Raw genomic sequence first — 23986 nt, forward strand, 5'->3', positions numbered from 1 at the left:
GAAAATATATTACTTCGGTTATATATCACATAACTTTTACGAGGTGCAATGTTTGCAATATTAAATTACAAGTGCCTTGCCTCTACCTGCTTTTGCTATGTCGCCGGGCCCGACACCGATTCGCGCGCCATCACTTCCACCGGAAATTCGCGGCAGATCTCCAGCGCCGTCCCATAACATTGATTCAGCAACCAGCGCGCCGCGCTCCGCGCCATTTCTTTAATGGGGATGTGGATGGTGGTGAGTTCCGGCGCAGTAAACGCTGCCGAATAGTCATCGTCGTAACCAACAATCGACACCTGTTCCGGCACGCGCACGCCGGCGCGGTGCAGGCGGGACAGGGCGCCGACGGCCATTTCATCATTGGCGCAAAACAGGCCCGTGAACGTGTCGCCCTTGGCCAGCAATTCCCCCGTGGCGGCAAAGCCCCCTTCGCGCGAAAAATCCGACTCCACCATGACGACGTCATCGCGCGCAATGCCGGCGCCGGCCAGTGCATCAAAGAACCCTTGCAAACGGTCGATATTGTCTTTCGCGCCAGACGGACCGGAAATCACCGCCAGCGATCGATGCCCGGCTTCCAGCAGCACGCTGGCCGCCAGCCGTCCGCCTTCCACGTGGTCCGTGCAGAATGACGCATCCGGCGCGTGCGGATTGTAGCGGTTCAGGTAGGCGAGGTGAGGGTGCAGGCGCTGCAATTTCACCATGTCTTCTTCGTGCAGGTCATGGCCCAGCACGAGGATGCCGTCGCAGTCGCGGCCAATCAGGTATTTGACGCCTTCGATGGCTTTTTCACGCGGCGTGCCGTCGCCGATCCCTGTCGTAATGACGACATGCTTGCCGACTGCGCGTAGTTCGTGATCCGTTTGATTCAAGATGGTGCCGTAGTACGCACCGAAATAAGACGGGGCAAAGATGCCGATCATGCCCAGCGACTGCTTCGACAGTGAGCGCCCCAGCGACGACGGACGGAACTTCAACTGTTCAATAGCCGCCTGCACGCGGCGCTGGGCGTCTTCCGATACGGGGCCCGACCCGGAAATCGCGCGTGATGCGGTGGCCAATCCTACTCCTGCCAGTTGCGCGACATCTTTCAGTGTTGCCACACCTTCTCCTTCTCTATGAGCATTCCTCCATGGTAACACGGGGCTATGCGTTATAATGACCGATTCGCTCCAATTTTCGATAGTATTTACCATGCACGAAATTTCCCGCATTCCAAAGGATCAACAGGCCGCCACGACGCCAACCGGCGCGGCGCCAAAAGTCGGTTTCGTCTCGCTCGGTTGCCCTAAAGCGCTGGTCGACTCCGAACAAATCCTGACCCAGCTGCGCGCTGAAGGCTACGACACGGCCAAATCGTATGACGGCGCCGACCTCGTGATCGTCAACACGTGCGGTTTCATTGACGCGGCCGTGCAGGAATCGCTGGATGCGATTGGTGAAGCACTGGCGGAAAACGGCAAAGTCATCGTGACCGGCTGCCTGGGCGCGAAGAAAGATGGCGACGGCAATGACTTGATCAAGTCGATTCACCCGAAAGTGCTGGCCGTCACCGGCCCGCATGCGCTGGGCGAAGTGATGCAGGAAGTCCATCACCACTTGCCGAAGCCGCACGAGCCATTTATTGACCTGGTGCCGCCGCAGGGCGTCAAGCTGACGCCCAAGCATTACGCTTACCTGAAGATTTCCGAAGGCTGCAACCACCGCTGCAGCTTCTGCATCATCCCGTCGATGCGCGGCGACCTGGTGTCCCGCCCGATCGGTGAATTGATGCTGGAAGCGGAAAACCTGTTCAAGTCGGGCGTCAAGGAATTGCTGGTGATTTCGCAGGATACATCGGCCTACGGCGTGGACGTGAAGTTCCGTTCCGGCTTCTGGAACGGCCGCCCGATCAAGACCCATATGACGCAGCTGCTGGAAGCGCTGGGCCAACTGGCCAAGCAGTACGGCGCGTGGGTGCGGGCGCACTACGTGTATCCCTACCCGCACGTGGACCAGGTGATTCCGATGATGGGCGAAAACCTGCTGCCTTACCTGGACATCCCGTTGCAGCACGCGCACCCTGACGTGTTGAAGCGCATGAAGCGTCCGGCCAGCGGCGAGAAAAACCTGGACCGTATCCAGGCGTGGCGCGCCATGAATCCGGATTTGACGATCCGTTCGACCTTTATCGCCGGCTTCCCGGGCGAGACGGAAGCGGAATTCGAATACCTGCTGGACTTCCTGAAGGAAGCGCAAATCGACCGCCTCGGCTGCTTCGCGTATTCGCCGGTTGAAGGCGCGACCGCCAATGAACTGGACAACCCGGTACCGGACGAAGTGCGTGAAGAACGCCGTGGCCGCGTCATGCTGCTGCAGGAAGAAATTTCCCGCAAGCGTTTGCAGGCCAAGGTCGGCAAAACCATCCGCGTGCTGATCGACGAATTGACGCCAAGCGGCGCCAAAGGCCGTTCCGCTGCCGATGCCCCGGAAATCGACGGTATCGTGTACGTCAAGAAGCCGTTTGAACCGCACAAGAAACTGGCTGTGGGCCAGTTTGTTGATGTGGAAATTACGCGCGCTGATGCCCACGACCTCTGGGGCGAAGCGTAAAATCAAGGCGGAACCGCATCATGCGCTTCCGCTTTTTTTATAGCCAGCTATGACCAAATCCCTGCAAACTTCCCTGATCCACACCGACTACGAAGCCCCGTCCGGCTTCGATGCCTTCCCCACCGCGATCCACCACGCGTCGACTGTGCTGTTCAAGAACGTGGCGGCGCTGCGTTCGGGCGAATGGAAGGAAAAGAACGCTTATACCTACGGCTTGCACGGCACGCCCACCACGTTCACGCTGGAAGCGCGGCTGGCCGGGATCGAAGGGGGCTTGTATTGCCTGCTGGCGCCCAGCGGCCTGGCTGCGATTGCCATGATCGACTTCGCGCTGCTGAAAAGCGGTGACGACGTGCTGCTGCCGGATAACGTGTATAACCCGAACCGCGAACTGGGACGCTGGCTGGCGGACTTCGGTGTCACGGCGCGCTATTATGATCCGCTGGCCGGTGCGGGCATCGCGGAATTGATGCAGCCAAATACCAAGCTGGTGTGGACGGAAGCGCCGGGCTCCGTGTCGATGGAAGTGCCGGACTTGCGGGCCATTTGCGCGGCAGCCCATGCGAAGGGCGCGCTGGTGGCGCTGGATAACACGTGGTCGGCAGGGCTGGCGCTGCGCGCCTTTGACATGGGTGTGGATATTTCCATGCAGGCGCTGACCAAATACCAGTCAGGCGGCTCGGACGTGTTGATGGGCGCCGTCATTACGCGCGACCGCGCGATCCAGGACCGCATCGCCATGGCCCACATGCGCCTGGGGCTGGGCGTGGGGGCGGACGATGCGTACCTGGTGCTGCGCGGCTTGCCGACGATGAAGCTGCGCTTTGAAGCCCATGACCGGGGCGCGCGCAAAGTCGCCGCCTGGCTGAAGTCCCGTCCGGAAATCAGCAAGGTGCTGCACCCGGCATTGGAAGATTGCCCGGGCCATGAAAATTGGAAGCGCGACTTTACCGGTGCGGGCGGCCTGTTTTCCGTGCTGTTCGATCCGCGCTATACGGAAGAACAGACCGACCGCTTTGTCGATGAGTTGAAATTGTTTGGGATAGGCTATAGCTGGGGCGGCGCCAACAGTTTGGCCGTGCCTTACCGTATCCAGGCCATGCGCCGCAATTGGCAGCATGGCGGTGTGCTGGTGCGTTTCAATATCGGGCTGGAAGAGCCGGACGATTTGATTGCCGATATCGCGCAGGCACTGGCCAAGCTGTAATCAATTGCAGGTGATGGCAGGCGTGGCTTCCACTGCGTGGCTGTCCGCGCCTTTGCCTTGCCGTTCAACGGTTTCCCGCTTGACCATGCACTGCGTCAGGCGCGGATCGAGTTTGCGCGCCAATACCACGGTGGTATTGCTGTACGTGCAGCCCACCCACACATCGCCGGCTTTGCTGTCGGGCAAGCGCCAGCGCGGGTCTTCACCGGCGCCGGATTCCGGCGGCAGCGGGCGGTCGTCCGCGGGATTGCCCATGTAAAGCTGTGCCTGGTCCAGCCGGTATTCGGCTGCGCCGCCTTGCGGCTCCCAGCCTTCCGCCGTGGTGACGGCGGTCGATGCGAGTATGGTGGCGGGGCACACGATATCGTCTGCCCCGGCTGCGATGGCATGATTGGCGGCAGCGATGCATGCTGCCAAAAGTGTGAGTTTGAATGAGGCGCCCATGGTGCCGTCCATCCTTCAATAAAGTGCTGTTCCTGCCCGTCTGGCGTCGCGGAATGCCTGCCAGTCCAGCTCCACCTGCACAGAGTAGCCGTATGCAAAGGATACTAGTTCTTGCTGGAAGCTGCTACTACTACCCAGTAACTCTGTAATATGTTTAATAATGTTGTAGCGGGGGCTTTCACTGTCGGCATCCTGGTCGGCCAGCGCATGGGCGGAAGCCAGCGCCATGCCGAGATAGCGGGCCGCTGTTTCCAGCTTGCCGGCCGTCGTCAAATCCTGTGGATCGAAGTCGCGCTCGCTGCCGGACTTTTGATGCACGTAGCAATGCATGCCTTCCACCATGGTCCAGCCATTCATGGGGTCGGGATCAACCTGGTGCGCCCGCTGCGTGCGCGCCTGGCGGCAGCCCTCGTGGCCGCCATAGGTTTCCGGCAGCATCACCGGCCCGCCGGCACCGCACACGGCGCTGGGTATCGCCTGTTTGGCTTCCAGCAAAACCTGGTCGTCATTGCCTTGCAATAGCAAATACCAGCGCATTTTACCCAGGCTGCCCATGCCGGCCCCCAGGCGCTGGCGCACGTCCAGTACGTTGTAAAACGCGGGACCCTGGCGCAGCGCCGGAGGAATCGATGCCGCGTAATTATCCATCGCCGCCAGCAGCGCTCCCCGCGTGCCCGCCGTCACCGGCGCCAGGTCTTCATGCGCATCGACAAAGCGGCGCAAGCCGCCGGGATTGCGTTCCGTATATTTATCCAGCAGCCGCGTGCTGCTTGCCTGTGCGGCGCGGCGTATCGTGTCCTGGACAACGCCACTGGTATTGTCTTCCGTCAGGCGGAAACGCAGTTCACTGCGGTCGCCCCGGAATGTGGCCAGGCGGTTTTCATACGCGCCCGCCAGCGACTGGATGGCATTGGTAATGCCGCCGTCGGCAATGTGATTTTGCCGTCCCAGCAGCACCATGCTGGCAGCCAGACGGCGCAAATCCCAGATGTATTGGCCGAAGTAGCCTTCGTCAAAATCCGCAATGCCAAACACGGCCGTGCCGCTGCTGTCGCGGCGGGCGCCAAAATTGCCGAGATGGGCGTCGCCCGTCAGCCACGTATAAGCTGTGTGCTCCGTCGTGAATGCGGACGGGTGCGTGGCCATGTCGAGGTAAAACAGGTGGGCGGTGGCGCGGAAAAACGGGAATGCGGACGACGCATTCGCCATTTTTTCCATGCGGATTTTCAAGTCGGCGCGGTTATGCGCGGCAAACTGGTGATGGTGGGCATAGAGCTGGCCAGCGACCCAGCTGGGGCGCGATCTGGCCACGAAATTCGGGATAGGATGGATCATGTTCTCTCCTCCTTGGCAACGTGCTGGAAGTCCAGCGTATGCCATTTCCGTTCGGAAATGCTGTCCGCGATCAAGCCTTATGGCATCGGGCGGTTTTCATTCAAGTCGACCAAGCCTTTGATCAAGCGGTAAGCTTTCCACAGCCATGCGCCCGCCCCGACGACGATCGCCAGTGGAATGCCAATGATGGTAATCCACAGCACGCCGGCAATAAACATCCACAGCACATACCACCAGAATGAGCGGATTTGCCAGCTGTGGTGGCTGTGCACGAACGTTCCAGCGGTTTCAGGGCGCTTGATGTAGTTCAGGATCAGGGGGATGAAGGAAAACATGCCCAGCGAAAACACGAAGCTTACGCCGTGCACGATGTACAGCCACCATGCCGTGTTCTTTGCCGACGCCACTTGCCCATCCAAAACCAGATCCGAAGCCATTTCCATCTCCCGCTGCAAAAGTTGCTTGATGTGTAGATTTTAACAATATTTCCTGTGGTTTGCTTGCGTTTGCAAAGGTGTTGTCCTGGTCAGCATGCCGATGGCTGCAAATACAACAGATGGACGCGGCCGTATCGTGCGGGCCATGATGTTGAAAAGCTAATGTTATATTTTATTTAGCGCATTACCGGCGCGGGGCCGGATAGCGTAACCGGGAGAGTGGCAATGAAAAAGTTCGTACTGAGGCTGTGTGCTGTGCTGGCTTTATCGTGGTTTTCATTGGCGGCCCAGGCGGTGGGCTATACGCAAACGAAATATCCCATCGTCCTCGTGCATGGCTTGTTTGGCTATGACAGCATCGGCCCGTACGATTATTTTTATGGCGTCGCCAATGCGCTGCGCAGCGGCGGCGCGCATGTCTACCTCGTGCAAGTGTCGGCGGCGAATTCCACGGAAGTGCGGGGCGAACAATTGCTGACGCAAGTCCAGCAAATCCTTGCTGTCACGGGCGCGGCCAAGGTGAATTTGATCGGCCACAGCCATGGCAGCCCGACGTCCCGCTACGTGGCTTCCGTGCGGCCGGACCTGGTCGCGTCCGTCACCAGCGTGGGCGGCGTCAATAAAGGGTCGAAAGTGGCGGACGTGCTGATGGGCTATGCGCCGGAAAGCGCCTATACGGTGGCGGAAGCGTTTTCCGCATTAATGAGTACGCTCGGCGGCGACCCCACGCTGCCGCAAGATGCGCATGGCGCGGTCCAGTCGCTGAGCACGGCGGGATCGCTGGCGTTCAATGAGCGCCACCCCCAAGGCGTGCCCGCGACTCCCTGCGGCGAGGGCGCATACCAGGAAGGCGGCATTTACTATTTCTCGTGGAGCGGCGCAAAAATCCTCACCAATCCGCTGGATGTGGTGGACTTGCATTTCCTGCTGACGACGCTGGCCTTCAATGGCGAGCCGAACGACGGGCTGGTGGCCACCTGTTCTTCGCACCTGGGCAAGGTCATTCGTGACAATTACAAGTTGAACCACCTCGACGAAGTCAACCAGATGTTCGGCCTGACCAATATCTTTGAAACCAATCCGCTGACCTTGTACCGCCAGCATGCGAACCGGCTGCAGGGACTGGGGTTGTAAGCGATGAGCGGCAAATATGTCGTGATGGGCGGCGCCGTGCTGGCTGCCGCCCTGTGGCTGGCCCAGCATACGGAACCTGCGCCGCTGCCGGTGGCGGCGAGCCCTGCCGCCGGTGCGCCATTCGTGCGTTCGATGGAAGGCACGCGGCCCGATGGCAATGTGCGCCAGGACGCTGCGCAGCAGCTGGTGGTGGACGCGGAACTGGGCTACCTGTTTGACTATTACCTTGCCGGGTTGGGCGAGCGCGGGCTCGATGCGATCCGCGCGGAAATCGAACGGGAACTGGAGCGCCGGCTGGCGCCGCCGGCGGCGCGCGAAGCGAAAATCTTGCTGGGGAAATACCTGGCCTACAAGCAGGCGCTGGCAACCTTGGAAACCACGCTGAAGCCAGGCCGGGATTTGCTCGCGGGGGCACGCGCGCGCCGCGACGCCATGCTGAAACTGCGCAAGGATTATTTTACGGAGCGGGAAATCACTGGCCTGTTTGCCGAAACCGATGCGTATGACGCGGATGCGCTGGCGCGGCTGGAAACCACGCTGGACAAATCCGTGTCAGCCGCGCAGCGGCAGGCGAAGCTGGCCCAGCTCGATGCGGCGCTGAGCCCGGACCAGCGTGCACAGCGCGAAGCGCCAGTGGCCATCATGAAAGTGGAAAACGCGGTCGCGCAAATGCGGGAGCAGGGCGCCGGGGACAATGAAGTGTACCGCGCCCGCTCCGCCGCCTTCACGCCGGAAGCAGCGGCCCGGCTGGCGGAACTGGACCGGGAGCGGGCCCAGTGGCAATCGCGGATTGCCGCGTATCTGCAGCAGCGCCGCCAGCTGCCGCCGGGCGATACCGTGGCGCTGCAGCGGTTGCGCGATGCGGGTTTCACCGCGCTGGAGCAAAAGCGGCTGCCTGCGTATGAATGATCAGCACAGCAGGTTGAAGATGCCGTCCAGGCCCACGAAATTGAGCGCCACGCTGGCTTGTTCACGCACGACCGGCTTGGCGCGGAACGCCACGGACATGCCGGCCACGCTCATCATTTTGAGGTCATTGGCGCCGTCGCCCATGACGATGGCTTGCGACGCTGCGATACCCAGCGATGCACACACATGTTCCACCGTGCGCTTCTTGACGTCGGCGTCGACGATTTCACCCAGCACGTTGCCCGTCAGCTTGCCGTCGATGATTTCCAGTTCATTGGCCAGCGTGAAGTCCAGGCCCAGGCGCTCTTTGAGGCGCGCCGTGAAGAACGTGAAGCCGCCAGACACCAGCAGGGTTTTCAGGCCGGCAGCCTTGACGGCAGCCAGCATGTTTTCCGCGCCAGGCGACAGTTGCAGGCGCTCGTTGTAGACACGCTCCAGCGCCGACGCATCCAGGCCCTTCAGTAACGCCACGCGCTTGCGCAAGCTGGCGGAGAAATCCAGTTCGCCGCGCATGGCCGCTTCCGTGATTTCCGCCACTTGCGGTTTCAAACCCTGCATGTCCGCGATTTCATCAATGCACTCGATGGTGATCAGGGTGGAATCCATGTCCATGGCCACCAGGCGGAATTCATCGAGCTTGTGCACGCCCATCATGTAGGTGGCGTCCAGCTGGGCAGCGTGGGCCGCCACTTCAATGGTATGGCGCAGCGCCACGGAATACGTGATGCCTTCGCAGCGGATGGCGCTGCCGGAAAGGCGGACAATACGCTGCGGCGCCGTCAGCGCGGCAATACGTTCCAGGGCAGGCATGCAGGAACCCAGTCCTTGCAGCACCAGGTTCATCGTGTAATCGTTCGTGTTCATTGGGTTAATTGTTTAATGGCGTTCTTGATTTGCGCAACGCGGGCTGGCAAGTCAGGCATGCTGGCAGCGATCTTGAGTTTGTCTTGCCCATTCAATTTGATTTGCTTGTTCTTTTGGATCAGCGTAATGATGCGCATCGGGTCGATAGGCGGCTTGGGCATAAACTGCAAATTGGCGGCTTCGCTGTGGGCATCGATTTTCACGATGCCGACCGTGGCGGCGAGGATGCGCAGGCGGTGCGTTTCAATCAGGGCTTTTGCGGCATCGGGCAGCTTGCCAAAGCGGTCGATCAACTCTTCCTGCAAGTCGTCGATCTGGTCTTGTTTCGTGCAATTGGCCAGGCGCTTGTAGATCGACAGGCGTTCGTGCACGTCGCCGCAGAACTCGTTGGGCAGCAGGGCTGGTACATGCAGGTTGATTTCCGTGGTCGATGACAACGGCGCGGCCAGGTCTGGCTCTTTGCCTGCTTTCAGCGCGCGCACGGCTTCATTGAGCATATCCGTGTACAGCTGGAAGCCCACTTCCAGCATTTCGCCGGACTGGTTTTCGCCCAGCACTTCGCCGGCGCCGCGGATTTCCAGGTCATGCATGGCCAGGTAGAAGCCGCTGCCCAGTTCTTCCATGGCCTGGATCGCATCGAGGCGGCGCTGCGCCTGTTTGGTCAAGCCTTGCACATCGTTGACGAGCAAATAAGCATATGCCTGGTGGTGCGAGCGGCCCACGCGGCCCCGCAACTGGTGCAGCTGCGCGAGGCCGAATTTGTCGGCGCGGTGCATGATGATGGTGTTCGCCGTCGGCACGTCGATACCGGTTTCAATAATCGTCGTGCACAGCAGGATGTTGTAGCGCTGCGCCACGAAGTCGCGCATGACTTTTTCCAGGTCGCGCTCGTGCATCTGGCCGTGCGCCACGGCGATACGCGCTTCCGGCAGCAATTCTTCCAGCTTGGCCAGCCGGTTCTGGATGGTTTCCACTTCATTGTGCAGGAAGTACACCTGGCCGCCGCGCTTCAACTCACGCAGGCACGCTTCGCGGATGATGGAGTCCGCTTCGCTGCGCACAAAGGTTTTAATGGCCAGGCGCTTTTGCGGCGCCGTGGCAATCACGGAAAAGTCCCGCAAACCTTCCAGCGCCATGCCCAGCGTGCGGGGGATCGGCGTGGCCGTCAGCGTCAATACGTCGACTTCGGCGCGCAGCGACTTCAGCGCTTCTTTCTGGCGCACGCCGAAACGGTGTTCTTCGTCGATGATGACCAGGCCCAGGCGCGTGAATTTCACGTCGTCCGACAGCAGTTTATGCGTGCCGATGACGATATCGAGCGTGCCATCCTGCATGCCCTTGATGGCGTTCGCGATTTCCTTGCCGGTGCGGAAGCGGGACATTTCCGCAATGCGCACGGGCCAGTCGGCAAAGCGGTCGGCAAACGTTTGCGCATGCTGCTCGGCCAGCAGCGTGGTCGGCGCAAGGATAGCCACCTGCTTGCCACCCATGACGGCAATGAAGGCCGCGCGCAGCGCCACTTCGGTCTTGCCGAAGCCGACGTCGCCGCACACGAGGCGGTCCATGGGCTTGCCGGACGTCATATCCTTGATGACGTTCATGATGGCGGCCGCCTGGTCCGGCGTTTCATCGAAGCCGAAGCTTTCCGCAAAGCGCTCGTAATCATGCGACGAATATTCGAACGCGTGGGCCTGGCGCGCGGCGCGGCGCGCATACAGGTTCAGCAGTTCGGCAGCCGTATCGCGTACCTGTTCGGCTGCCTTGCGCTTGGCTTTTTCCCACTGGCCGGAACCCAGCGTGTGCAGCGGCGCGTCGTCCTGCGACGCGCCGGAATAGCGGGAAATCACGTGCAATTGCGACACCGGCACGTACAGCTTGGATTCCTTGGCATATTCCAGGTGCAAGAATTCCGTTTCGCCTTCGCCCATGTCCATGCTGACCAGGCCGAGGTAGCGGCCGATGCCATGGTTGATGTGCACGACCGGGTCGCCAATCTTCAGCTCCGACAAGTCGCGCACCATCGACTCAACCTGGCTGACGGCTTCCTGTTTCTTTTTGCCCACGCGGCGGCCGGAACCCGCGTACAGTTCCGTTTCCGTGACAAACGCGACATTGAGGCCGTCGGCCATCAATTCAAAACCGGCCTGCAGCGGCGACACGCCCAGCACGACTTTTGCGTCGGACGCGAGGAAGCCATCGGCGCCTTCAATCAGCGCCGGATGCAAATCGAATTCATTGAAATACTGTTGCAGTGTTTCGCGGCGGCCGTTCGATTCCGCGCAGATCATCACGCGGCGCGGCGTTTTCATCAGCCACGCGCGCAAGTTCGTCAGCGGATCGTCCAGGTGGCGGTTGACGGCGACATCCGGCAACGGGCCGGAAATTTCCGACGGGGCGCCTGCCTTGTCGGCCACCGTTGCGATACCCAGGCGCGGATGCGGCTTGGCCAGCGTGAAGAATTGTTCGTCCGACAGGAACAGCATGTCCGGCGGCAGCAGCGGCCGTTCGCGGTCCGCTTTCAGGAAGCGGTAGCGCGATTCCGTATCGAGCCAGAAGCGCTTGATGGCGCCATCGATGTCGCCCACCATGGCCAGCGTGCTGCCTTCCGGCAGGTAGTCGAACAGGGTCGCCGTTTCTTCGAAAAACAGTGGCAGGTAATATTCGATACCGGCCGATGCAATGCCGCTGCCCACGTCTTTATAGACGACGGCGCGCGATGGATCGCCTTCGAACTGTTCGCGCCAGCGCGAGCGGAACGTCGTACGCGCCGCCTCATCCATGGGGAATTCACGGCCCGGCAGCAGGCGCACTTCATTGACGGGGTAAAGCGAACGCTGCGTATCGGCGTCAAAGGTGCGGATGGTTTCAATCGTATCGCCGAACAAGTCCAGGCGGTATGGCAGGCTTGAGCCCATGGGGAACAAGTCGATCAGGCCGCCGCGCACCGAGTATTCGCCGGGCGACATCACTTGCGTGACGTGCGTGTAGCCGGCCAGCGTCAATTGCGATTTCAGCCGGGCTTCGTCCAGCGATTCGCCTTTTTTGAAAAAGAACGTGTAAGCGGCCAGGAATGACGGCGGCGCCATGCGCACCAGTGCCGTCGTTGCCGGCACGATCATGACGTCGCACTGGCCGGTCTGGATTTCATGCAGGGTCGCCAGGCGTTCCGACACCAGGTCCTGGTGCGGTGAAAACGCGTCATACGGCAGGGTTTCCCAGTCCGGCAGCAAGTGGCAGCGCAGCTTGCCGTTGGCGAACCAGGGGATTTCATCCAGCAAGCGCTGGCCATCGGACGCTTGCGCCACGATCACGGCCAGCATTTTGCCGTTGGCTTTGAGTTCGGTTGCAGCCCGCGCCAGCGCAAAGGCGTCCGCGGAGCCATACAAAGCAGGCAACACGAAGCGGTTGCCGGGTTTCGGTAAGACTTTGTTTAATTCAAAGGACATCGATGACATCAGTGAACGGTTGGGCGCGCGGCAGCAGGGGCCGTGTGCATCGTGCATTATAGACGATGCGGCAACAGATCGCGGAGCAGGGGATGGCGGAGGCAGGAGGGGCCTGCCACGGCAAAGGCCGGAGCAGGCAACGCAAACACGTTAGTCGACGATCACACGGCCATTCAATGCCTGTACCGGACGGTTGTTCGCATGGTGCAAGATGCTTTCAAATGCGGCAACTTGTTCTTTTGATACCGTGACCGGGTCTTTCATCACCAGCCAGCGCACGCCTTCCGAGCATGGCGGCGTCGTCAGCGAGCCGGAGAAGCGGAAATACGCATGTTTGGCCGGCAGCAGGCTGGCGGCCGACAATGGCGCGGCCAGGGCATTTTTCGTGTTGGCTTCTTTCGGCAATTGCGGCCACAGGGCTTTGAGCGCCTTGTTTTCCGCACCTTCTTTGAACATCACGCCAACCACGGCCAGGTTGCCGTCTTTATCGGCGTGCACCAGGTGCACTTCCAGCGGATAGGATTGGCCATTGACGTGGTTTTCGCTGGGCGCGTGGAAGTGGTATTGCTTCAGCTCGAACTGGGCGCCATCGAGTTGCAGCGTGCTGCCTGGTGCGAAATTCACTTGCAGCGTGTGGCCATTGTTCACCACTTCATTGCCGGCGGCCTGGTACGACATTTTCAGCGGCTTTAATCCTGCATGGACTGCGCCTTTGATGTCGACCGGGGACTGGTTCTTGCCGGCACAGGCAAAGTTGTCCGGTGTCAGTTTGGCCCACTGTTCCGGGCCCGTGTCCCCGGCATACGTCCATGCGGCGCCATCGCCAGCCATGGCCGTGCCGGCGCCTGCCATCAAAAATCCGGTCATTGCGAGTACCAGTTGTTTTTTCACGCTTACCTCCCTTGAGTTGCCCCTGTGCGGGGAATGATGCCATTTTAGGGAGGCAATGTGCGCGAATATGCACGAATTGTCACTATTGCCTATAATGCAATGCTGCTATGGAGCCGGCTTCGGCGCTGGCAGTAGCGTCGCGGCGGCGGGGCAATGGATGGACAGTGGCGTCGCCGCGGCCGGTATTAAAGGCCCGCACCAGCTTCTCCAGCGCGGTGGCCTGGTCTTGCAAGGCTTCCGCAGCGGATGCCGCTTCCTCCACCAGAGCGGCATTTTGCTGGGTGACGGTATCCATTTGCGTCAGCGCTTCATTGATCTGGACGATGCCTGAATTTTGTTCGCGGCTGGCGCGGCTGATGTCATCGACGACCTGGCTCACCTGCTGCACGCGTTCCACCACCTGGCCGATGGCCGTGCCGGCCAGGTGCACCTGGCGCGTGCCTTCTTCCACCCGCGTATTGGAATCCGTGATCAGCGTCTTGATTTCCCTGGCAGCCGTGGCGCAGCGCTGCGCCAGGCTGCGCACTTCACCGGCCACCACGGCAAAGCCGCGGCCCTGCTCGCCGGCGCGCGCCGCTTCCACGGCGGCATTCAGGGCGAGAATATTGGTCTGGAAAGCGATGCCATCGATCACGCTGGTGATATCGGAAATCTTGCGTGACGATGCGTCGATTTCACTCATCGTGGCAATCACTTGCGCGACCACTGCGCCGCCTTGCTGCGCTTCGCCTGCCGCCTGTTGCGCCAGTTGCTGGGCCGACAGCGCGTGGTCCAGGCTTTGCGCCACAGTGCTGCTGATTTCCTCCATGGATGCGGCGGTTTCTTCCAGCGTGCCGGCCTGCTGTTCCGTGCGCGCCGATAAATCGTGGTTGCCGCCCGCGATCTGCGCCGAGGCCGTGGCGACGGACTCTGCGCCGCTGCGCACTTGCGTGACCATGTCGCGCAACTTGCCATTCATGTCAGCCAGTGCGCGCAGCAGGTCGCCCGTTTCGTCGCGCGCCTGCGTGGCAATGTGGGCGGACAAGTCGCCTGACGCCACCGTGCGCGCCACGTTTACCGCCGATTGCAGCGGCTGCACGATGGAGCGGCTCTGCACCCACGCCAAGCCGGCGCCGGCTGTCAGCGCCAGGCCCATGGCGAGGAACATCCACATGCGGGCACCGGTATACGCTTGTGAGGCGCCGGCTTCGTCCTGCGCGTTTTTGCGGCGCTGCAGTTCCGAGAAGCCGTGCAATTCATCTTGCCAGCGGTTGTTGGCGGCGGCGCCGTCCGTGCGCAGCAATTTGATGGCGGCTTCGCGGTCGGTACGGATCAATTCGAGGAATTTGTTGTTCAGGGGCCGCGCGGCCGCCTGATGCTCTTTGAGCCTGGCGACAGTGGCCTTGCCCGCGTCATCGAGCGGCATGGTTTCAAGTTTGCTCATCGCGGCATCGTATTTTTCGCGCGCGGCCGTGATTTTCACGTATTCGCGCTGCGCCTCGGCGGGATCGTCAATCAGCGCCATTGTGCGGATCACCCGGCTGACGATGTGCACGGATGACGCCATGTCTTCCAGCAGCGCCAGTTTGGCGACATTGACGTGCGTGATGTGCGACAACGCGGCGCTGCCGCGCGCCATGCCATTGAGTCCGACCATCGCGACGGCGACGATCAGGGCCAGCAAGATGGCATTGCCGGCTGCCAGCCGTGTGCCGATCTTCCAATGATTGATTTGCATTACACCCCCTGTATATGACTTAATGATTGCAATCGGCAGATCGACTTTAGGACACAATTGCCGCAGGGGCCACTGTTTACAGCGGATGTCCGCAGATTTGATTGTTGAATTATTAAATCATGTTGTATTCCTGCTAGTGTGGGGAAGGTAGCGTGCCTGTCATCGTAAAGCGGGTTTCGCCGCGGCTGCCTGTTTCCGTGACAACCTGCAGTCCCGTGATGCCGCATTGGCTTGCCGTGTGCTGCAGCAGCGCGATGGCGCGGGCGATCTGCTGCGGGTCGGCCTGGGCATCCGGTGCCGGGCGCGCAGGCGCGGCCATGGCAATGGCCAGCGCATCGGCGATGTATTGCGCGCCTTCTTCGACCAGCGCATCGAACGGGCCGCCGTGGCGGCTGTTGATGAGCTGAAGCACCCCCAGCAGGGTTCCCTGTTCATCGGCGATCGGCACGGCCAGCATTTGCTGCGCGCGGTAGCCGGTGCGGCGGTCGACGCCATGCTGGTGGTTCAGTTCCGGGTCGATGCGATGCAATTCGCTTTCGTCGTAGACGTCATGCAAGTTCAGCGTGCGGCCCGCCATGACGGCATAGCCGGCGATGCTGTGTTTGGAAACGGGCAGCTTCAATGGCTTGAAGGCGGCCAGCCCTGTCTTGATTTTCGATACCAGGCTGGCCTTGTCGGCAGACAGCTGGTAGACAGTCAGCCGGTCGCAGCCCAGCAGGCCGCACAGTTCAGCGGACAAGTCCGGCGTGATGCCATCGATATCATGCGTGGCGTGTATTTTGTTGATCAACTGTTGCAAGCGGCGGAAGAACGCGAGCGTGTCTTCGGCGGACGTCATTGCACGGGCCCTTTGCTGGGTGTAATGGACAGCGCGTGCTGCAGCGCGTCGCGGAAGGCGCATGCGGTTGGGTAGCGTGCAGCGGGCTGCCTGGCCAGTGCGCGCTGCACGACGGGATCGAACGCTGTGCCGATGGCGGGGCACAGCGTACTGGGCGCGGCAGCGGCGCCATAGGCAATGTGCTGCTGCAGCGCGAGCAGGCTGGCGCCTTTGAACGGGTGGGTTCCGGTCAGGAATTGATACAGGATGATGCCGGCGGCGAACAGGTCGGCCTGCGCGCCGGGTTCCTGGCCCATGATTTGTTCCGGCGACATATAGCCGGGCGTGTACGCCATGCCGAAGTCGGTCAGCTTGACGCGCAGCTGGTCCGTCAGCAGCACGTTGGCGGGCTTGACGTCGTGGTGGACGAGTCCCTGCTGGTGCGCGTAATCGAGCGCATCGAGCAGTTCGCAAACGATGCGCACGGAATCTTCCAGCGTGAATTCCAATGAAAACTGCTGGCTGTCGTCGAAATAGCTGGCCAGGTCTTCACCGGTAATCAATTCCATCACGAGGTAAGCCGCGCCCTGTTGTTCGCCGAAGTCGTAGACCGTCACGATGTGCGGGTGGTTCAGCCGCGCCACGGCCTGCGCCTCCGCCATGAAGCGCGCGCCGTCTTCAGGCTGCGCCAGCGGGATGACCTTGATGGCAACCTGGCGGCCGAGCGCCGGATCCAGGCCCTCATAGACCAGGCCCGATGTCCCGCGCCCCAGCACGCGCAACAAATGGTAGCGGCCCAGCTGCGTCAATGTATCCATATAACCTTTATAATAAGGCATCCGGCGCGCATGCCGTTCAGCCTTTGGGGGAATGCTATGTCTAACCAGGTCGTGATGGGCGCCATGATGACGTGCACCTTCGGCGTTGCGCCGTCCACCATGGTGGTGCTGCCGAAGAACCTGGTGATGGCGGAAAATATGCCTGCCGCGAATATCATGGACAACGTGCCGATGCTGAATATTCCGCCTTTCGGCATGTGCAATTCACCCGCCAATCCGATGGTCGCAGCCGCCACTGCCGCTGCGCTGGGTGTCTTGACGCCGATGCCATGCCTGCCTGTGATTGCTGCGCCGTGGGTGCCGGGTGCACCCACGGTACTGATCGCCAATATGCCGGCGCTGGATAATGTCGCCAAGTGCATGTGCAACTGGGGCGGCGTGATCGGTTTTTCCATGGCAGGTTCCGTCACCACCATGATTCCATAAGCGGATAAGCGGATAATCAGATAAGCGGATAATCAGATAAGCGGGTATACGCTAGCCGTTACAGCGCACCAGCACGGCCGTGATATTGTCCCGGCTGCCGTCGCGCTTGGCCATGGCCACCAGATCCGCGCAGCATTGCGGCAAGTTGTCACTGGTGGCGCGCGCCAGGATGCCGGCAATGGCTTCCGGGGTGGAATTGCCGTACAGGCCGTCGCTGCACAGCAGATAGACGTCGCCCGGCGCTACCACCTGGGTCTGCAAGTCCGGTTTCACGTCGCGTGCAGGGCCCATGGCTTGCAGCAGCAGGTTACGGGCGGGCAGTGGTTCCTTCATGCCGGCTTCCAGCGCTTGCTGATACAGCGTCTGGTCGCGCGTCAGCTGGGTCAGGCGGCCATGGCGGAAGCAGTACAGGCGGCTGTCGCCAACGTGGAAAATAAACAGGGGACCGTGGGGCGCCGGCTGCCACATGCCGGTCAGTGTCGTGCCCATGCCGGCGCCTTCCGGCTGATGGTTGGCGCGGTTGGTGCGGTACATGCGCTCATTGGCAAATTCCACCGCGTCGTGCAGGGTCGTCATTGCATGCAAGGCGGCGTCGGTGGCAGCAGGAGCAGCCTGGGACTGGGCAGTGCGGATAAAGCCGTGCACCAGCGTGATGGCGTCGGCGCTGGCGATTTCGCCCGCATCGTGGCCGCCCATGCCGTCGGCGACAACGACGAGGGCCAGTTCCGGGGCAATGAAGAAATTATCCTGGTTGGCTTCTCGGATGGTACCTACATCTGTCAGGCCGAAGGCGACGCCCATGTCAAGATGATGCAATGCTGACGGGGATAATTGCTTCCAGGTGCTCAAGGTGTCTCCTGCCATTGAAAATATTACAAAGCTCAGGACCGCATGCTAGCATGCGCGGTGACGCAATGGGAGAACTGGTGCATGGAAGAGAAACAACACGGCATCGATGGCGCGGCGGATGTACCGCAGGCGCCGGCAGCAAGCGATACGGTGGGGCGTAAAGCCCCGGCCGGGGAGCGTGCCGCCAGTCTGGCGCTCCGCGTGGCGGCGCTGGAAGCCGTGGTGGCCGCTGAACGGCGCGCCGGTGTGGCGCGCGACGGCGGCAGCGACATTCCCACTGAACCGCTGGACGCCGGCAGCACGGTGTCCAGGCAGCGGCGTGCACAGGCCGATTCCATGTCGGGGCGGATGTCGGTCCCGCGCCTGCCGACCATCGCAAACCGTTCGTTCCATCCTGGCGAGCCCAGTCCGTTGGCGCTGACGCCGGGTTTCCAGCTGTTCGAATACCGCATCGATGCGGTGCTGGGGCAAGGCGGCTTTGGCATCACGTATGTCGCCACCGATATCAATTTAAACGTCAAGGTGGCGATCAAGGAATACCTCCCGGCGGAATTCGCCACCCGGGCCAGTGACAAATCCGTGGCGCCGCGCTGGCCGGAAGATCACGACTTTTACATGAATGGCCTGGAATGCTTCCTGGTCGAAGCCCGCACGCTGGCGACGTTCCGCCATTCGAATATCGTGCGCGTGGCGCGCTTTTTTGAAGCGCACCATACCGCATACATGGTATTGGAGTATGAGCAGGGCGAGCCGCTGAAGCAGTGGTGGGAAGGCCATAAGCAAATGCCGGAGCAGCAATTGCTGTCGCTGCTGCATCCGCTGATGGATGGCCTGTCGCTGATGCACGAAGCAGGCTTCCTGCACCGGGACATCAAGCCGGACAATGTCTACGTGCGCAAGGAAGACGGCAGCTGGGTGCTGCTGGACTTCGGCGCGGCGCGCCAGACCGTGGGCGGCGTGCAGGCGCTGGCCGACGTGATTACGCCTGGCTACGCGCCGCTGGAACAATACCAGGGCGGCGTTCAGGGGCCGTGGACCGATATCTATGCGCTGGGCGCCACGCTGTACTGGATGATCACGGGAATGAAGCCGGCGCCGGCGCCGGAACGCGATGACGGGACGGCGGAATTCATACCGGCGCTGCAGGCAGGCAAAGGCCGCTACAGCGAAGAGTTTCTTGGCGCGGTGGATTGGGCGCTGTCGGTGCAGCCGGAAGACCGGCCGCAAAGCATCCGCGCCTTTGCGCAGCGGCTGTTCGCATCGCACGCGGGTACGCTGGGCTTGCAGGAAGCGCTGCGCGTGGGCGAGCCGGATACGCGCAAGGTGCGGCTGGGCGTGCGCCGGCTGGCCAAGTCGCTGTTGCGCCCGGCGTCGTGGCCGCTGGTGGTCAAGATGACGATGGCCATGGTGCTGGCGGCGCTGCTGCCGATGATCATCACCGCGTATTACAACGTGAACGGCAGTGTGGCTGCCGTGCAGCAAAGCGAATTGCGCAACCTGGAAAGCCTGGCGCAAGCGACGGCAGGGCGGATTTCGCAACTGATTTCCGACAGCCGCTACCTGGCCAATTACCTGGCCACGGACCGCGATTTCATTGACTACCTGCGCGCGCCGACGGAAGCCAAGAAGGCGGTTGTCAGCGACAAGCTGGCCAACCTGATCAGGAATAATCCCGATGCGCACCTGATGTTCTTGATGGATAAGGAAGGCACGGCGCTGGTGTCCAGCGAGCCGGGCGTGGCGGGCGTGAATTTCAAGTTCCGCCAGTACTTCCAGGAAGCCATGAAGGGGCAGCCATTCATGACCGGCGTGATCATCGGCGCCACGGCGGGCAAGCCGGGCGTGTATTACGCGAATCCCGTGTTTGACGACTTGGGCAAGGTGGTCGGTGTCGTGGTCTTGCGCATCAAGGGGGCGACCATTTCCGCCATCCTGACGGAAGTCAGCGCGGGCAGTACCCGCGTGCCATTCATGATCGATGGCGACGGCATCATCGTGCACCATCCCGACCCGAACCAGCTATACCGCAGCCTGGCGCCGCTGCCGAAAGCGACGCTGCAAAAAATCGTCGCGGACCAGCGTTTCCGGCGCCACCGGATTGAAAGCGTGGATATGCCGGAACTGGCGCAGGTACTGATAGGCGCAAAAAAAGCCGGCAACATCAGCTTCCATTCGACCTTGTCCGGCGTCGATGAACACGCCGGCTACGCCCCCGTGCAGGGACACAACTGGGTGGTGGGCGTGACGGAATCGCGCACCCGTTTCGAAGAACCATTGAAGCGCCTGTTCAGCCACGTGCTGTACAGCGTAGTTGTGGTGGGGCTGGTGTTTCTGATCCTGGCCGTGCTGTTCGCCCGCAGCATCACGCGGCCCGTCGTGAAACTGACGGATGCGGCCAATGCGCTGAAAGAAGGCGACTATGACCGCGCCAATATCCAGGTCACCAGTACCGATGAAATCGGCCAGTTGGCGCGCACGTTCAACGTGATGATCGATGTGCTGCGCCAGCGCGAACGGGAGCGCCAGCGGGGCAAGCTGGGGCACCAGCCGCATGACGACGCGGGTTCGTCGGCGTGATTATTGGTGAGAATGTTGTCATTTGGAAAATGATAAGATGCGGCCTTTTTTCGTATCGGTATCATTGCCATGCCTATTCCAGTCCAGAGCGACGACTACGCCCCAGATTCATCCACCACCGGTGTACTCACTATCGGTGCTACGTTGATCGGCTCAGCTTCCGCCGGCACGGATCACGACTGGTTCAAAGTCGAACTGGCAGCGGGCACCACCTACCAGTTCCAGCTGAACGTCAATGGCATGGCGGCGGGATATTACCCGGACTTCAATTTCTCTAGTCTGGCACTGCGTGACGGGCAAGGGCTGGAACTGGCCTCGTCGACGACGTATGCGATGTATGGACAGGTGTATGTGCAATACACGCCGGTGTCCAGCGGCACATATTATGTGGACGTGCTGTCGTCCGAACGCAACGGCAACTATGGCCTGTCGATGAGCACACCCGCGCCCGACGCCGTGCCATCGCAGGGCAATGGTGCGCCACAGCTGGCATTGAATGTTGCGGTCTCCGGCCTGTTCGACTATGCGGGTGACCGCGACTGGTATCGGTTTCACGCTGAGCCCGGGCAGCATTTGCAATTCCGTACGCCCCGGGGCACAGCCGCAGACGCCATGTCCGCATCGGCAGTGGACTTCTATGACCTGAACGGCAAACCGCTGAAATACAGTTATCCGTTCGAACCCGACATGGCGGGCGACTACTATGTTTCTCTGCAGGGCAATGACAAGGGCAGCTACACGCTGCTGATGTCGGCTTTGGCCGATGATTACAGCGGCACCCCGGCGACCACCGGCAAGTTGCTGCCAGGCGGCGCGGCGCAGTCCGGCAAAATCGATTATTCCTACGATACCGATGCATTCCATATGCCGGTTGAGGCCGGAAAAGTCTACACGGTCAAGGTGTCGGGAATCGATGCCGATAAACATCATCTGGACTATCGCGTATCAGATGGGAGCGGCGACCGGTATCTCGAAGTCAATAAGGCAACTGGCGGTTTCAGTTTTAAGGCAGACAGTACAGGGGATGTGGTCATCTCGCTGGCGTCATACGCAGAGAAGCCGCCTGCAGAGAGCGGCGCTTATACGGTGCAGGCGGAGGCCGGGATACTGGACGAATATGGCGACGATGCGGCCCATGCGGCGGCAGCGGCGCTGGGCCAGCCGGTCAGCGGGGCCTTGCAGGGCAGTGATGTTGACGTGTTCAAGGTGGAATTGCAGGCGGGGGTGACGTATGCGGTCGAAGCGGCGGGTATGCCCGCTGCCGGGACCCCGGCAGCGCGGCAGCCGCTGCTGCTGCTGAAAGACGCCACTGGAAAGGAAGTCGCCTCCGGCCGCTATTCAGAGGCCAGTGGAAAGTTCAACGTTACGCCAACGGCGGACGGGACGTATTTTGGCTACGTGTCCGGAACGGATCTTCCCTACACCTTCAAAGTAGTGGCTATGCCTGATGACTATACCGGCAACAGCCATACCGCAGGCATCCTGCAGGTCGGTGGCAGTGCCAGGGGCACGCTGGAAAGCATGGCCGATGTCGACTGGCTTGCTGTTGATCTGACGGCCGGCGTGACGTACTGGTTCACCAGTGTATCGTTCGACAGCACCGAGTTCTTCAAACGCAGCGGTCCCTCCCTGAAGCTGGTCGACAGCCAAGGCAACACGCTGGCCGAGCAGCCGACCGGCTTGAATTCCGATCAGGTTCCGACGATGAACTTCGTGCCACAAAATTCGGGTACGTATTATGTCCGCGCTACTCCCTGGTCGAGCTGGGACAACATGCCGGCGCACTACGGAGTATCTGCGCGGATTGGTGAGCAGGACGATTACGGGACCACCCGCGCCACTGCGGGGACGCTGGTTGCCGATGTACCGGCCAAAGGACGGCTGGAACTGGCCCAGGATGCGGATATGTTCCGTTTCACGGCTGCCGAGGGCAAGGCATACGTCGTGGAGCTGCTCGACAGCAAGGGCATTGCGATGAACCTGCCGGTGACAGTCACCGATGACCAGGGAGCCACCGGCCTGCTGCGCAAGAGCGGTCCCAACTATCGCGAAACGACATTGTTCGAGCCCAAGTCCGCCGGCGAATACTATGTCACGGTGACGGGCGACCGGGGCACCACCGGCGACTATACGCTGCGCCTTAAGCCGGTCGGAGGCGACACTATCCCGGCCAGCAACGCTACCAAGGCCGTGCTGCAGACAGGGGCGCCGGTCCAGGGCATGCTGGAATCAAAATATGACGCCGACTGGTATAAGGTGGCGCTGCAGAACGGTCATACCTATGCGGTTGAATTGCAGGGGCGCCTGAGCGGTAATGGCTCGCTTGAAGCCCAGGCGCTTGGGCTTGGTATTGTCGACGCTTATGGCTACGGTTCCAGCGTCGACGGGCCGAGTTCTTATAGAGGCTATTCCGAGCCAGCGATGCTGTTCAAGGCAGACCGCAACGGCGATTATTTTGTCAAAGTTGATGGCGGCGCCGCCGCGGACGGCAGCTATACCGTGCAAGTGACGGACATTACCAATGACAGAAAAGGTCCCGAGCTGACAGCGGTATCGCATGGCGGCGACGCCAGGCTGGAATTGTTTGACACCATCACATTGACGTTTGATGAGCGGGTAAAAATCGATGGCCGCTCCATCGAGCTGAAAGGACCGCAAGGAGTTGTCAGCGTCAACGGTGTAACGACAGTCTACTCCGACAAGCAGTTCGCCGCCGGGAATAAACTGGTGCTTGATCCCACGTACCGGCTCGATCCCGGTATGACTTATGCGCTGGCACTGAAGCCCGGCACCATTACTGACATGGCGGGCAATCCCTATAGTGGCCCGATGTCATTCAGTTTTACCACTCGCCCATTGCTGGACACAGGCACGGATGGCAACGATTATTTGAATGGCGCGGGCAAGGCTGGGGCATTGGATGGCGGCGCCGGAACCGATATCGCTTTCCTTCCAGGCAGGACGACCGATTTCACGATCACCGGGGCGGGCGGCGGGAAGTTCGCCATTGCCTCCCGCTATATGTCTCCAGTCATTAATGCTGCGCTGGACAACGTTGAGCGGCTGATGTTTGCAGGTAGTGGCTTCGGCGTCGCGCTGGACATCGAGGGAACCGCAGGCAAAGCTTACCGCCTGTACCAGGCCGCGTTCAACCGTACGCCGGATGAAACAGGTGTCGGCTACTGGATGGCTCAGCTGGACAAGGGCATGGCGCTGAACGATGCCGCCCGTTATTTCATGGCAGGTGCGGAATTCCAGAAGCTGTACGGGGCCAATCCAACCGATGCATCATTTGTTGATCTGTTGTACAGCAACGTACTGCACCGCGCGCCAGATGCAAGCGGCGCCGCTTACTGGACCGGCGTGCTGCATGATGGCCTGCCGCGCGAGCAAGCGCTGGCGTATTTCAGCGAAAGCCAGGAAAACCACGACGCCGTGGCGAAGCTGATTGCCAATGGCTTTAGCTACATCCCGTATGGTTGAAAGCTGCCGGCTGTTG

At 61.0% G+C, this 23986-nt stretch carries 17 protein-coding genes and 1 pseudogene; 7 read left to right on the forward strand and 11 right to left on the reverse strand.

Translation table 11 applies throughout. The features are described 5' to 3' along the window. Positions 1-95 precede the first annotated feature (95 nt). Positions 96-1106 carry a LacI family DNA-binding transcriptional regulator gene (locus GM668_RS21620; RefSeq protein ID WP_170305751.1) on the reverse strand — a complete coding sequence of 337 codons (1011 nt, stop codon included), beginning with the start codon at positions 1104-1106 and terminating at the stop codon, positions 96-98. Between the two features lie 91 nt (positions 1107-1197). On the opposite strand from GM668_RS21620, the pseudogene rimO reads away from it, so the two are divergent. Both rimO and GM668_RS21630 read left to right on the forward strand, forming a co-directional pair. Further along, positions 1198-2532: pseudogene (gene rimO / locus GM668_RS21625) on the forward strand (30S ribosomal protein S12 methylthiotransferase RimO); the annotation flags it as partial. Between the two features lie 112 nt (positions 2533-2644). After that, on the forward strand, positions 2645-3802 hold the full coding sequence (locus GM668_RS21630; protein WP_155441033.1) for a cystathionine beta-lyase: 1158 nt from the start codon (positions 2645-2647) through the stop codon (positions 3800-3802). Here the strand turns inward: GM668_RS21630 and GM668_RS21635 are convergent, their stop codons facing one another. From GM668_RS21635 to GM668_RS21645, 3 genes are all read right to left on the reverse strand, one after another. Beyond that, on the reverse strand, positions 3803-4246 hold the full coding sequence (locus GM668_RS21635; protein WP_155441034.1) for an STY0301 family protein: 444 nt from the start codon (positions 4244-4246) through the stop codon (positions 3803-3805). A gap of 15 nt (positions 4247-4261) precedes the next feature. Beyond that, entirely contained in the window at positions 4262-5581 is a 1320-nt protein-coding gene (locus GM668_RS21640) for a DUF2252 domain-containing protein (RefSeq protein WP_155441035.1), read from the reverse strand. A 77-nt stretch (positions 5582-5658) separates the two neighbouring features. Further along, the gene (locus GM668_RS21645; protein WP_155441036.1) at positions 5659-6018 is read right to left on the reverse strand and encodes a DUF4870 family protein; all 360 of its coding nucleotides are present in this window, start codon (positions 6016-6018) and stop codon (positions 5659-5661) included. Positions 6019-6243: 225 nt separating this feature from the next. Between GM668_RS21645 and GM668_RS21650 the strand changes: the two genes are divergently transcribed. Together GM668_RS21650 and GM668_RS21655 are read left to right on the forward strand one after the other, a co-directional pair. Continuing rightward, positions 6244-7152, forward strand: coding sequence for a lipase family alpha/beta hydrolase (locus tag GM668_RS21650; protein ID WP_155441037.1), 909 nt, complete (start codon positions 6244-6246; stop codon positions 7150-7152). Positions 7153-7155: 3 nt separating this feature from the next. Continuing rightward, on the forward strand, positions 7156-8061 hold the full coding sequence (locus GM668_RS21655) for a lipase secretion chaperone (protein WP_155441038.1): 906 nt from the start codon (positions 7156-7158) through the stop codon (positions 8059-8061). Here the strand turns inward: GM668_RS21655 and serB are convergent, their stop codons facing one another. From serB to GM668_RS21685, 6 genes are all read right to left on the reverse strand, one after another. Then, positions 8062-8904: a phosphoserine phosphatase SerB gene (serB, locus tag GM668_RS21660; RefSeq protein ID WP_155441124.1), complete on the reverse strand. Its 843-nt coding sequence runs from the start codon at positions 8902-8904 to the stop codon at positions 8062-8064. Positions 8905-8921: 17 nt separating this feature from the next. Beyond that, positions 8922-12371, reverse strand: coding sequence for a transcription-repair coupling factor (gene mfd, locus GM668_RS21665; RefSeq protein WP_155441039.1), 3450 nt, complete (start codon positions 12369-12371; stop codon positions 8922-8924). 150 nt (positions 12372-12521) lie between these two features. Beyond that, the gene (locus GM668_RS21670) at positions 12522-13238 is read right to left on the reverse strand and encodes a carbonic anhydrase (RefSeq protein WP_155441040.1); all 717 of its coding nucleotides are present in this window, start codon (positions 13236-13238) and stop codon (positions 12522-12524) included. Between the two features lie 106 nt (positions 13239-13344). Further along, entirely contained in the window at positions 13345-14979 is a 1635-nt protein-coding gene (locus GM668_RS31620) for a methyl-accepting chemotaxis protein (RefSeq protein ID WP_155441041.1), read from the reverse strand. 133 nt (positions 14980-15112) lie between these two features. Further along, positions 15113-15817: a GAF domain-containing protein gene (locus GM668_RS21680; RefSeq protein ID WP_170305752.1), complete on the reverse strand. Its 705-nt coding sequence runs from the start codon at positions 15815-15817 to the stop codon at positions 15113-15115. Continuing rightward, positions 15814-16614: a serine/threonine-protein kinase gene (locus tag GM668_RS21685; protein ID WP_170305753.1), complete on the reverse strand. Its 801-nt coding sequence runs from the start codon at positions 16612-16614 to the stop codon at positions 15814-15816. Before GM668_RS21685 ends, GM668_RS21680 begins: the two co-directional genes overlap by 4 nt. Before the next feature lie 57 nt (positions 16615-16671). Here GM668_RS21685 and GM668_RS21690 point away from each other — a divergent pair, with 57 nt between their 5' ends. After that, on the forward strand, positions 16672-17061 hold the full coding sequence (locus GM668_RS21690; RefSeq protein ID WP_155441044.1) for a DUF4280 domain-containing protein: 390 nt from the start codon (positions 16672-16674) through the stop codon (positions 17059-17061). A 51-nt stretch (positions 17062-17112) separates the two neighbouring features. Here GM668_RS21690 and GM668_RS21695 read toward each other — a convergent pair whose 3' ends face one another. Further along, positions 17113-17910 (reverse strand): PP2C family protein-serine/threonine phosphatase, encoded by a 798-nt coding sequence (locus GM668_RS21695; RefSeq protein ID WP_170305754.1) that lies wholly within the window; start codon positions 17908-17910, stop codon positions 17113-17115. Between the two features lie 81 nt (positions 17911-17991). Here GM668_RS21695 and GM668_RS21700 point away from each other — a divergent pair, with 81 nt between their 5' ends. Then, the gene (locus tag GM668_RS21700; RefSeq protein ID WP_170305755.1) at positions 17992-20487 is read left to right on the forward strand and encodes a protein kinase domain-containing protein; all 2496 of its coding nucleotides are present in this window, start codon (positions 17992-17994) and stop codon (positions 20485-20487) included. A gap of 69 nt (positions 20488-20556) precedes the next feature. Continuing rightward, positions 20557-23970: a DUF4214 domain-containing protein gene (locus GM668_RS21705; protein WP_155441047.1), complete on the forward strand. Its 3414-nt coding sequence runs from the start codon at positions 20557-20559 to the stop codon at positions 23968-23970. The last annotated feature ends 16 nt before the right edge of the window (positions 23971-23986 follow it).

This window comes from Pseudoduganella ginsengisoli (assembly GCF_009720865.1).
GTDB lineage: Bacteria > Pseudomonadota > Gammaproteobacteria > Burkholderiales > Burkholderiaceae_D > Rugamonas > Rugamonas ginsengisoli.